This window comes from Xenorhabdus hominickii, assembly GCF_002632725.1.
GTDB classification, from domain to species: Bacteria; Pseudomonadota; Gammaproteobacteria; order Enterobacterales; family Enterobacteriaceae; genus Xenorhabdus; species Xenorhabdus hominickii.
Map to the genome: position 1 here is coordinate 1,161,538 of NZ_NJAI01000001.1, position 12,542 is coordinate 1,174,079.

Consider the following 12,542-nt stretch of genomic DNA (forward strand, 5'->3'; position numbering starts at 1 on the left):
AATAAAACCTACCGTTTGTCTTTTATCTTTTGAATAAAAGTTTCCCGCGCAGTTGGGGAACCAAGTCGTTCCGCCTCATTTAGTAGTTTCAATGCCTTATCAATATCACCATTGCTAATGGCTTTTGTGATAGCGTCATTGAAATACTGTTCGGTATCGTTCAGTACAGGTTTAACTGTAAATACAGCAGATTGAGATAGGTCAGCTGAAGGGGTTATTGTAGGTTTAGAGATTGCCTGTGTAGAGCCGACTATGACCGGTTTTGATGTAGGTGGAGAAAATATCTGACCAATCAGAATATTGCCCGCATCACGTTCTGATTTTACTTTTAGCGTCAATGTCCCCAGCTCAGTATGGTGTGCGGTCGGGTCTGGAATATTGGGCATCGCGTTACCAACCCCTTGCGCATAGGCTTTAGCTGGATCGACCATTTGCGTGAAATCTTGCAAATCGGCACGAGTGGTATAAACCAGCAAATAAATTCGCTGCTGTCCTAATGCCGGTGTCAGTTTTAACACGCCTTCAAGCCGATCAACGGACATTATACCAGCCTGTTGATAGCGAAAATAATGGCTTGGATAAAAGGCTGCCGGACGAAGTTGTTCATCAAATACCAAAACGTTCGGTGAGTATACCTGCTTATCCTTTATCAAACTGTTCAAGGTGATTTCTAATGGACCTTGATTAGCGGATAAAGCGAATGCGGCTACTGCCCCACGAATATCTCCGTCATTAAATTGTTGTGACGTGCTGTTGAGGATAATGGTCTGCGTGTCATGGGTATTAATGGGTTGCCACTGCAATTTTTGCAGGGCTGAGATGGACAAAGAAGGGGCTGTCGTGGATGCTGCAGGTACTGTTGTATCAGGTACGATAGTATCTGACGTGGCATAACTGACAGCGGGGATCATGTTACAGAGCAGCGCACTGAGACAAAGTGAGAGCAGTTTTGTTTTCATTACCACCAAGCCTCAAATTGGGCACCAAATGAAAATTCATCGCTGTTACCACGGCTGAATCGTTGTGCAGGTGTATCACGGTAAGCAATGCCATTGACGTAACCGGATTGGTTATTGGCATAGCCCCATTTTTCATCCCATTTAGTGTAAGTGGCAAACAATCGAATAGCTGGGCGTGACCAAATACTGTCACCGGCTTGCCATTGTTGGGCTAGGGTAATTTTGTACTGATTATTGGCCTCTTTGGTACGTTGAGATTTCACATTGTCATAGCCAACTTCCATCAGGGTACTCATGATTGGTGTCCACTTGTACATTGGACGGACACCCACGCTATACCATGTGTTGCCATTGTTATTGTCGCGGTCAATATTCTGATACATAGCGACATACATGAGATCCCATTTTTTTGTCATGCTGATTGCGCCATGATCCACAATTCGCAGCATATGTCCGTCATTGTACACACTGGCACCTTCGGAACGGCCGTTATTACTAGAAGTCATTGCGTCAGTTGCATACTGTAAGACAAATTTGTTGAATCCACCGAACATACTTTGGGTATGTTCGGCAGTCAGCATTACACCATTTTTGGATGCTTTTTCATCAAGTTGGTATCCCTTGCGCGCATTAGCACGCCCATAATCAATACCAAACTCTAGTGTGCCACCATCATTGACTGAAATGTTGGCTAGACGTATATCGAAAACATCATTTGAGGTTGGGATTTCTTTACGTTCACCCGTTATCCAGCCATGCGAACCGCCGGATTCTGTATTGCGGGTTACTGCTAAGGACAATTTGCCAAAACCAAGATCAATATTCTCCAAACCCGCACCAGGACCGGAAATATCCCAGTAATAGAAATCGATCATATGTACATCATGTCGCTGGTAGAAACGTTTACCGGCCCACATTGTTGAGCCGGGCAACCAGTCGATGATGTTAGTTGCTTGTACGTTCGCTTCACGGAAAGCGGGGTTGGTGGATTCCCAGTCTTTTTCCTGGGCTACCGAGTAAGCAACATTGGTATCAAAATAGAAACGTTTGTCGCCATCTTTCCATAATTCTTGCCCTAGTTTAAGTTCTGCATAGGTTTCACATTCGTTACCGAGGCGGTATTTACTCTGAGCCCCCGTAACTGGGGAACATTTTTGCTCACCGCCGCTACCCGTCCAACCAATACCTGAGCGGGCGTAACCGTGGAATTCTACCGCAGCAGCCTGCATGGATAACAAACTAGTGAACATGGCCAATGAGAGAGGCAATATACGCATGATGATTCTCCTGTTATTTTCGATGTCCGCGGATCGACTAGACTCCGGGTTCTTTATGTAAACGTTGACATGCAGTTCCATCTTCTCGGAAAAGATGGCAACGGTGGGGAGCTAACCCGATAGTGAAGTTCACCCCTTCTTCCACGAGAACAATATCAGGCTGGCGGTAAACTAAATTTTGATGAATGGCAGGTATGCGGATGTGAATCTGAGTTTCATTGCCCAGTTGTTCCACGATCTGTACTGTCCCCACTAACGTAACATCGGCTACATCATTAGGCAAAAGGTGTTCGGGGCGAATTCCCAAAGATACATTACTACCCACAGTAAGCCCTTTACTTTCAACAGGAAGCCAAATAGGTTGACCATTAGGTAAGAGAATTTGTACCTGATCGACGGCAATAGCCGAGACTTTAACTGGCAAAAAATTCATTTTTGGTGAACCAATGAAGCCTGCGACAAATCGGTTGGCAGGATAGTGATAAATTTCAAGTGGTTTACCCACTTGAGCTATGTTGCCGCCATCCAGCACGACAATTTTGTCTGCCAGCGTCATAGCCTCGGTTTGATCATGAGTCACATAGATCATCGTACGTTGCAGGCGTTTGTGTAGGCGTGAAATCTCAATTCGCATCTGAACCCGCAAAGCAGCATCTAGATTGGAAAGGGGTTCATCCAACAGAAAGATATTTGGTTCAGCAACTAACGTTCTTCCAATGGCGACACGCTGACGTTGTCCGCCGGATAATGCCTTGGGGCGGCGATCCAGCAGATGAGCAAGTTGAAGGGTTTCTGCAACCTGTTGCACTTGCTTTTGAATATTGTTTTTTTTGACACCTGCTAGTTTCATGCCGAATGACATATTGTCTGCAACAGAGAGATGGGGATATAGCGCATAAGATTGAAAAACCATACCAATATTACGTTTGGCCGGCGGAACATCATTCATTCGTTTTCCTGCGAACAGTAAATCACCGGATGTGATGTCTTCCAACCCCGCGATCATCCTCAGCAATGTTGATTTTCCACATCCAGATGGGCCGACAAATACGACGAATTCGCCTTCCTGAATATCAAGATTGAGATCTTTGGAGATGACTGTTTCACCATAAGATTTAGATACATTGCGGAATGTAACGCTAGACATTTATTCCCTCCCTCGGATTTTCCACATCAATTTCTCATTCATTTTCTGCTCATCGTAGAGAAAAATCTCATGAAAAACTGATGGCAGGATTGTGCTCAAGATAACAGGTGGGAGGATCATCCATTCCAAGGTTTTTTATGGGGGAGGTATCAGGAGGACGAGTGTAATGTGATTGGAACATGGAGGGATAAATAGCTAGGTGAGATGTGATTTCAGTCGCAAAAAATGACATTATCTTGGTGTTAACATTCTGATTTTAATTGTTTTTGCTAGTCGGCTCACACGTATTCTGATTGAGGCGTAGGGTTGGGGAGGATGAGTCTTGTCCTCGTTGATTGCACACTGGGAGCCATTTTCTAGCGGTGTAATGAGTAAATTTATCCAGAACTGATAAATGATAAAAAGGGCGGAATGATGACCAAAAAAACGTTAAAAGTGAGTACCCGTACTCTGATGCTTTCCGTTTTAACGACATGGCTACTGTCTGCTTCGGCTTTTGCTAAGCTGGAAGAAGGCAAACTGGTGATTTGGATCAATGGCGATAAAGGCTATAACGGGTTGGCACAAGTTGGTGACAAATTCGCAAAAGAAATGGGCATTCCTGTTGCTGTTGAACATCCAGACAAACTAGAAGAAAAATATACCCAGATCGCAGCTAACGGAGATGGGCCAGATATCATTTTCTGGGCCCATGATCGCTTCGGTGGTTATGCTCAATCAGGCTTAGTAGCTGAAATTACACCTGATAGTTCTTTTATTGATAAGCTATTTCCCTTCACATGGGATGCCGTTCGTTATGACGGAAAATTAATGGGATATCCTGTCGCAGTTGAAGCTCTCTCGCTTATCTACAATAAAGATTTGATCAAGTCTCCGCCAAAAACATGGGAAGAAATACCTGCCTTAGATAATGAACTGAAAAAGCAAAATAAAAGCGCAATTATGTTCAATTTACAGGAACCTTATTTTGCATGGCCGTTGATTGCTGCTGATGGTGGTTATGCTTTCAAGGCGGAAAAAGGGACTTATAACGTTAAAGATAGTGGGGTAAATAACGCGGGTTCGAAGGCTGGGATGCAGTTTTTAGTTGATTTAGTTAAAGACAAACATCTCAGTGCTGATATCGATTACTCCATCGCTGAGGAGGCATTCAATAAAGGTAAAACGGCGATGACTATCAATGGCCCTTGGGCTTGGGCGAATATAGATAAAAGTAATATTAATTATGGCGTTACCTTATTACCGACTTTCAAAGGAAATCCTTCTAAGCCCTTCGTTGGTATCTTGACTGCGGGAATTAATGCAGCCAGCCCTAATAAAGAATTAGCGAAGGAGTTTCTGGAAAACTACCTGCTCACTAACGAAGGTCTGGCAATGATGGATAAAGACAAACCACTGGGTGCGGTGGCTGTAAAATCCTATCAGGAAACCCTTGCGAAAGATCCACGTATTGCTGCCACAATGGAAAACGCACAGAAGGGCGAAATTATGCCGAATATTTCTCAAATGAGCACCTTCTGGTACGCCATGCGCAGTGCAATTCTCAATACGATCAGTGGGCGTCAGGCAGTAGATGCTGCGCTTAATGATGCTGAATCACGAATGACAAAATAAACGAATGGAATGGTAGGCTCCTGATTTGAAAGGAGCCTCATCATTTTATTTTTATAACAGCTTAATTATTGGTAATTATTGGAAATTAATCGCTAAAAATAGTAACAGGAAGTGCAAGATGTCAGCGACATTAGAAAAAACAGTATGGTGGCAGCACCCCGCACTGAAATGGTTTTTTGTAGGTTTGTGCCTGCTTTTCACTGGTTATTTGGTTGTGTTGATGTATGCGCAGGGAGAATACCTGTTTGCCATCTTGACACTTGTACTTCTGGGAAGTGGTATTTATGTTTTTGCCAACCGCAAGATGTATGTTTGGCGCTATACCTATCCAGGAATTGCTGGGATAGGTGTGTTTATACTGTTTCCGCTTATCTGCACGATTGCCATTTCTTTCACAAACTATAGCAGCACTAACCAATTAACATTTGAACGTACTCAAACCGTTTTAATGAGTCGTCAATATCAGGCTGGGCAACCATTTAATTTCAAGCTCTATCCTGCATCTGATCAATGGGTTTTGACACTTAACGCTCCTGATAGTCCTCTGGTGCTGGCATCTAAGCCCTTTTCTCTCTCTGGAGAGGAAGAAATTATTCTTCCTCTCCGTGAGCAGGAAAAAAATATGGAAGGTATTGCTGCAGCATTACGTACAATTACCCAGCATCGTCAGGCCTTGGGGCAACTAGTCGCTGTTCTTCCCGATGGCAGTAAGTTACGAATGAGCTCCCTGCGCCAGTTTTCGGCTATACATTCTCTTTATTCTCTTGGAGAAGATGGCATTACGCTGACCAACAAACAAACCGGTACACAATACCGACCTAATATGGATACAGGGTTTTATCAATCCATAAATGCTGAAAGTGGGTGGGAGAAAGAAACATTAAGCCCCGGGTTCACGGTTCCTATTGGTTGGAAAAATTTCTTGCGGGTAATGCAGGATGAAGGCATTCAAAAACCTTTTTTGTCCATTTTTGTCTGGACAGTGATTTTCTCTGTGTTGACGGTGATATTCACGGTTATGTTAGGAATGCTCCTCGCTTGCATTGTGCAGTGGGAAGCAATGAAAGGGAGGGCTATTTACCGGGTATTACTTATTTTGCCTTATGCGGTGCCTTCGTTTATTTCTATTTTGATTTTTAAGGGATTGTTTAATCAGAGTTTCGGTGAAATTAATTTGGTGCTTAATGGGTTGTTTGGCTTGAAACCGGATTGGTTTACAGATCCAACATTGGCTCGCACCATGCTGATTATTGTGAATACGTGGCTGGGTTATCCCTATATGATGATCCTCTGTATGGGATTACTGAAGTCGATCCCTGATGATCTCTATGAAGCATCGGCCCTTGATGGAGCCGGGCCCTGGCAGAACTTCACCAAGATTACTTTTCCATTACTGATTAAACCATTGACGCCGTTGATCATTGCTAGCTTTGCTTTTAACTTTAATAACTTTGTTTTGGTCCAGCTACTAACTAACGGTAGGCCTGATCATATTGGTACAACGACTCCTGCGGGTTATACCGATCTTCTCGTGAATTATACCTACCGTATCGCGTTTGAAGGGGGCGGCGGACAGAATTTTGGTCTGGCTGCCGCGATTGCAACGCTGATCTTCCTGTTAGTAGGGGCATTAGCCATCATTAATTTGAAAACTACCCGCATTAAATTTGATTGAGGAGAGAATGGATATGGCGATGGTACAACCCAAATCTCAACGGTGGCGGGTATGGGCAACACATATTTTAATGCTGGCTTTTATTGCCTTGATTTTGTTCCCTCTACTGACGGTGATTGCTATTTCTTTGCGTCCGGGTAATTTTGCTACTGGTAGCTTAATTCCAGATACCATTTCATGGGAACACTGGAAACTGGCATTTGGCTACAGTGTGGAATCACCTGATGGGCGAGTAACTCCACCTCCATTTCCAGTCCTACAGTGGCTTTGGAATTCGGTAAAAGTTGCATTTATTACTGCTACCGGCATTGTGGCACTTTCAACGAGTTGTGCTTATGCGGTTGCCCGGATGCGTTTTCGTGGCAAAAGTCCTTTACTTAAAAGCATGCTAATTTTTCAGATGTTCCCTCCGGTACTTTCGCTGGTGGCACTCTATGCCTTGTTTGACCGATTGGGGGAATACATTCCCTTTATTGGTCTCAATACCCATGGAGGTGTGATTTTTGCCTATATGGGCGGCATTGCATTACATGTTTGGACGATCAAAGGCTATTTTGAAACGATAGATCGCTCACTGGAAGAGGCGGCGATGCTGGATGGTGCGACATCGTGGCAAATTTTCCGATTGATATTGCTGCCGCTTTCTGTACCAATATTGGCCGTTGTGTTTATTCTGTCTTTTATTGGTGTGATTACTGAAGTGCCTGTTGCGTCTCTGCTATTACGGGATGTAGACAACTACACGCTGGCAGTGGGAATGCAACAATACCTGCACCCACAAAATTATCTTTGGGGGGACTTTGCCGCTGCGGCTGTGCTTTCTGCAATCCCTATCACCGTGATTTTCTTACTTGCTCAACGTTGGTTGGTCGGAGGATTGACATCGGGGGGAGTGAAGGGCTGATTTCGTCAAAGTTTTAAACTTTGTACCGGCCTATAATAGCCCGGTACAAAGTCTGCAATACGCGAAGTTTACAACGAATGCAGTTTCGATATCTGCCTGCTGTTTGCGCTTGTCGCCTCCAGTCAGTAGCAGTGTTAGGATACTACCAGCTTGTGAATAATATATTCGATAACCTGGTCCTTGGTTAATACGCAATTCCCGTACTCTATCGGAAATTCGTGATTTCTATTTTGCTTATGTCAAGGATGAACCACCATCGATATTGTTTTATCACAGTGCTATCGCAGGTGGTTCAGTTGGTTATGAAGCTTGCTTTCGGCACTCTCCTACGGCTTCCAGTAGTTGGTTGATATGTGTATCTGCAAATATATCTTCCAATGTGACAGTGAGTTTGCGTCGCCAGTTTGGGTATTCCGCAGTTGTGCCTGGAATATTGACAGGCTGTACCATATCGAGCCAGTCTTCAGGTTGTAATCCCAATAAGCCGCAGGCGCTATGGGCGATATAGCGATGTATACCCCGATTGATAGTTGCTGACATGGGTTGCTCGGTTTGCATTAGTGATGCTGTTTGCAGCAAGGGGAATTGTGTGTCAGCTAGAGTCAGTTCATCTGATAGATAACCGCGATGATTTAAGCTTGCCAATAATGCCTGCTTACAGTGTTTCCGCTCAGTATGTAGCTCATCAAGAAGTGTTTTATCAGGATATAAGCCGATGGTTTCGCCTAAGGTGAGATCCACGCTTTGCCAGAACCCACGCAGAGTGGGTAAATCATGGGTAGTCATGGTTGCCATTGCTTGTACGGGATATTCGTTAGGAGAGCGATATTCACCCCGCTCATTGCGTTCAAAATAAAACACTTTATAGGAGAAAACTCCTCTATCCCGTAACTTATCTACAATTTCTTCCGGCACAATTCCTAAATCTTCGCCAATCACCAGACAGCGATTGCGCTGGCTTTCCAGTGCCAGTATCGCTAACAGGTCATCAACCGGATAATGGACATAAACACCCTTATCAGCGGTTTCACCTTGTGGTATCCACCAAAGTCTGAGTAGTGACATCACATGATCGATGCGTAATGCACCACAATAGCGCATATTACTTCGCAGCAACTCAATGAAAGGTTGATAAGATTGGGCTTTTAATACATGAGGATTCATTGGAGGAAGTCCCCAATTTTGTCCTTTAGGCCCTAGAATATCAGGTGGTGCACCTATGGATGCCTTGGTGCAATAGATATTTCGGTTACACCATGTTTCTGAGCCGCCATGTGCTACACCCACGGCAAGATCACGGTAAATGCCAATTGGCATGTGATTGGCTTGGCTTATTGTGAAACATTCGGCAAGCTGTATATCAGCTATCCACTGTAACCAGAGGAAAAACCCGACTTCTTGTTGATGTAAGTGACTAAATTCTTTAACAGCATCACTCTCTGGTTCACGGTATTTTTCCGGCCACACTGGCCAGCCCCAATAAGTGTTATTTTCTCCATAGAGTTTATGATGAAGAGCATCATAAGTGGCTTGAGAATAAAGGCTTACTCCACCCTTACTTACAAACTGCTGAAAAATAGTTCGCTTGGGATCATTGTCTGGCCGGTTTCTGAATTGCTGATAAGCCAGACGCAATGCGCTCATTTTTAGTGCCATGACGGAAGTATAATCGACCCATTCGTTTTGGCGGGCTTGCTGAAGTTTGAGTTGCGTTTCTGGTAACTGCCACCATTCTTGTGCTTCGGCACTGTTGTTAAAATCTTCCAACTGATTTACAGCAATATAAATGATATTAACCCAGTGACGGGAAGATGGGCTGTAAGGGCTGGCATTTTCGGGCATGGCAGGATATATGGCATGTAGTGGATTCAGGCCGATAAAAGCGCCTCCACGTTGTGCCAATTCTTGCAGCATATATTTCAGATCACCAAAATCGCCGATCCCCCAGTTATTTTCTGAGCGTAATGTATAAAGCTGAACGCAAGCGCCCCACAGCTTTTCGCCATGTGTTATTGCATCAGGCTCATAACAACGTTCTGGCGCAACAATAAGTTGTATGGATTGAAGTTGCATGGATTGCGGGTGAGAGTTACCGTCCTGCTCCGTTTCTGGGATTAGTGTCAGAGTGTGATATCCAAGGGGAAGCGTGGCTGATAACGTGAGTTGATGTTGGCAGTGACCATGAAATATTCCCCCTTGTTCCGTGTGTATCTGCCATTGATAACGATTTGTGTTGTTTAAAGGCAAGATTTCCGCCTTTCCCTGAATAATCACTTTAACGTTCGGCAAAGAGGCGGCATTTAAGTGATAAACCGGCTTATTAGCCGGTATCTCTGTATTCATGGCTTCTAATATTCGATGCCTGATTTCAGCAGGGAAAGCCTGTAGTTTCCCATAGGCATTAATATATTCGCTGGCAATGCCGGCCTCAGTTGCCAAATCATTGGGGCATTTATTTTGCATATTAAATCTCTATTTGGCTTTCCAGATACGTTGTTGATAATCCTGAATTGTACGGTCAGAACTGAATTTACCCATGCGGGCGGTATTCAGCACAGTGCTGCGTGTCCAGCGTTGAGTATCACGATACAGCGCATCAATTTGCTTGTGGGCGTGGTTATATGAAGCAAAATCAGCCAGCACTAAGTAAGGATCACCAGCGTCAATCAGGCTATGTAACATGAGATCAAATGCGTGTGTATTTCCGTGGCTGAATTCGCCATTGGCAAGCGCATCTAATATGCCTTTTAGATGTTGATCCTGTTGGAGAACATCTTGTGGATTATAGTGATTGCTCAGTAGGGCTTTTGCCTCTTCAACGGTGTTTCCAAATATAAAGATATTGTCGTTTCCAACCTGTTCGGCAATTTCAACATTGGCGCCATCCAGTGTTCCGATAGTTAGTGCACCGTTTAAGGCCAGTTTCATGTTGCCTGTACCGGAGGCTTCTTTACCTGCTGTGGAAATTTGTTCTGATACGTCTGCAGCGGGGATCATCAGTTCTGCTGTGGAAACATTGTAATCAGGGATGAACGCGATTTTGATGCGATCGCGGACGATCGGATCATGATTAATCTTTTCGGCTGCATAATTGATGGCAGAAATAATATTTTTTGCCAGATAGTAACCAGGAGCTGCTTTAGCACCAAACAGAAAAACACGGGGGTGGATATCCAGCGCCGGATTTTCCTGAATTTGTCGATAAAGTGACAAAATATGAAGCAGATTCAGATGTTGGCGTTTGTATTCATGCAGGCGCTTTATTTGTATATCGAAAATGGCATGAGGATCAATTTTGAGCCCCATAACCTTATTCACATAGTTGGACAGACGTATTTTATTTTCCTGTTTGATTGTCCGATAAGTATCACAGAATGCACTGTCATCAGCATAAGGTTCGAGTTGTTTGAGTGCGTCAAGGTCATTAACCCATTCCCGATCCAATGTTTGGTCGATTAGTGAAGAAAGTGCAGGATTGCAGTGTCTTAACCAACGACGAGGAGTGACGCCATTGGTCACATTGTGAAATTTTGCTGGCCACAATTGATAATACTCGGGGAACAGGTCTGTCACGATTAAGGATGAATGAAGTGCTGCGACGCCGTTGATAGCAAAACAGGCGACAACGCAGAGATTGGCCATTCTTATTTGATTGTCATGGATAACAGCCAGTTTGTCCCAGATTTGTTGGTTGTCTGGCCATATCTGATCGACGGTTTTTTTAAAGCGCAGATTGATTTCTTGAATGATACGATGATGGCGCGGTAGAAGTTCACTGAGAAGCTGTTCATCCCAACGTTCCAGACCTTCTGGTAGCAAAGTATGATTGGTATAGGCAAAAGTTTTCCCTGTGATTTCCCATGCGCTTTCCCAATCCAACAGGTATTCATCAAGCAGAAGACGCATCATTTCAGGAATGGCGATAGTGGGATGAGTATCATTAAGTTGGATAACTTCGTATCGTGGCAGTTCTTCTATTTTGCGTTTCATTTGTTTGTGGCGTCGCAAAATATCGGCTATGGCACAGGCGCACTGGAAGTATTGCTGCATCAGGCGCAGACGTTTACCAGCCTGATGGTTATCATTCGGATAGAGCACTTTGGTGAGACTGGCGGCTTCAATGCCCTGCTGTTCTGCATGTAGAAACTGACCATCATTAAAAAGTGACAAATCGAAGGGATTGTCGTACGTTGCTTGCCATAGGCGTAGTGGTTGGGTAACGCCATTACCATACCCAATCACTGGCAAATCCCACGCTTCACCAATTAGGGTAAATGCGGGAACCCAAGTTTCATGACCATCGGCAGTTGTTACTATTTCACCACCAAGACTAACATCAACTTTTAATTGTGCGTTATGGTGAAACCACGGGTAGGTATCTCGTTCCCAATCATCGGGAGCTTCCATTTGCTGGCAATGCTCAAATGATTGACGGAACAACCCATATTGATAATTGAGGCCATACCCGATAGCTGGTTGATTGAGGGTAGCCATTGAATCGAGAAAACAGGCTGCCAGCCTTCCCAGCCCACCATTACCTAATGCGGGATCGGTTTCCTCTTCAAGCAGGTCACTCAAAATGATGCCATCTTCTGCCAGATAAGCCTGAACATCGTCATACCAACCGAGATTCAATAAATTGTTGGCTGTCAGGCGGCCTATCAGGAATTCCATCGAAATATAATTTACATGGCGCTGGTTATTCGTGGATGAATTGGCTCGGTTTTGTTGAGTAGAAAGAGGAATTAATTCAGAAAGGGCAGAACTGATGGCCTTCCACCACTGATGTGGAGTCATTTCCTGTGCTGAACTAAGGCCGAAACGCTGCCATTGGCGTATGAGTGCTGCCTGAAATGTGGATTTATCTAATGTAGATTTTTTATCGAATGTAGAGCATTGCATGGCGTCTTTATCCTGTCACTGAATAAGGAAAATGCGGGGATATTTAGCGAGATATGCTGAGGTC

General features: G+C 44.2%; 9 protein-coding genes. 3 read left to right on the forward strand and 6 right to left on the reverse strand.

Features of this window, described 5'->3' with window-relative positions:
• Positions 1-8: 8 nt before the first annotated feature.
• From malM to malK, 3 genes are read right to left on the reverse strand one after another with little or no spacing between them, the layout of a single operon-like run.
• The gene (gene malM / locus Xhom_RS05190) at positions 9-959 is read right to left on the reverse strand and encodes a maltose operon protein MalM (RefSeq protein WP_069317702.1); all 951 of its coding nucleotides are present in this window, start codon (positions 957-959) and stop codon (positions 9-11) included.
• The gene (locus tag Xhom_RS05195) at positions 959-2,236 is read right to left on the reverse strand and encodes a maltoporin (RefSeq protein ID WP_069317703.1); all 1,278 of its coding nucleotides are present in this window, start codon (positions 2,234-2,236) and stop codon (positions 959-961) included. The genes malM and Xhom_RS05195 overlap by 1 nt, the downstream gene beginning before the upstream one ends.
• Positions 2,237-2,273: 37 nt before the next feature.
• Positions 2,274-3,383: a maltose/maltodextrin ABC transporter ATP-binding protein MalK gene (gene malK, locus Xhom_RS05200; protein WP_069317704.1), complete on the reverse strand. Its 1,110-nt coding sequence runs from the start codon at positions 3,381-3,383 to the stop codon at positions 2,274-2,276.
• 414 nt (positions 3,384-3,797) lie between these two features.
• On the opposite strand from malK, the gene malE reads away from it, so the two are divergent.
• From malE to malG, 3 genes are all read left to right on the forward strand, one after another.
• Entirely contained in the window at positions 3,798-4,997 is a 1,200-nt protein-coding gene (gene malE, locus Xhom_RS05205) for a maltose/maltodextrin ABC transporter substrate-binding protein MalE (protein WP_069317705.1), read from the forward strand.
• A 118-nt stretch (positions 4,998-5,115) separates the two neighbouring features.
• On the forward strand, positions 5,116-6,672 hold the full coding sequence (gene malF, locus Xhom_RS05210) for a maltose ABC transporter permease MalF (RefSeq protein ID WP_069317706.1): 1,557 nt from the start codon (positions 5,116-5,118) through the stop codon (positions 6,670-6,672).
• Between the two features lie 13 nt (positions 6,673-6,685).
• Complete coding sequence (gene malG / locus Xhom_RS05215; protein ID WP_069318538.1) at positions 6,686-7,576, forward strand: maltose ABC transporter permease MalG; 891 nt, start codon at positions 6,686-6,688, stop codon at positions 7,574-7,576.
• A gap of 30 nt (positions 7,577-7,606) precedes the next feature.
• On the opposite strand, the gene Xhom_RS05220 is transcribed toward malG, so the two are convergent.
• The 3 genes from Xhom_RS05220 to malP all read right to left on the reverse strand — a co-directional run bounded on the left by Xhom_RS05220 (position 7,607) and on the right by malP (position 12,478).
• Positions 7,607-7,792, reverse strand: coding sequence for a type II toxin-antitoxin system RelE/ParE family toxin (locus Xhom_RS05220; protein WP_084023209.1), 186 nt, complete (start codon positions 7,790-7,792; stop codon positions 7,607-7,609).
• Between the two features lie 84 nt (positions 7,793-7,876).
• Positions 7,877-10,039 (reverse strand): 4-alpha-glucanotransferase, encoded by a 2,163-nt coding sequence (gene malQ, locus Xhom_RS05225; RefSeq protein WP_069317707.1) that lies wholly within the window; start codon positions 10,037-10,039, stop codon positions 7,877-7,879.
• Positions 10,040-10,048: 9 nt separating this feature from the next.
• Complete coding sequence (gene malP, locus Xhom_RS05230; protein ID WP_069317708.1) at positions 10,049-12,478, reverse strand: maltodextrin phosphorylase; 2,430 nt, start codon at positions 12,476-12,478, stop codon at positions 10,049-10,051.
• Positions 12,479-12,542: the final 64 nt, after the last annotated feature.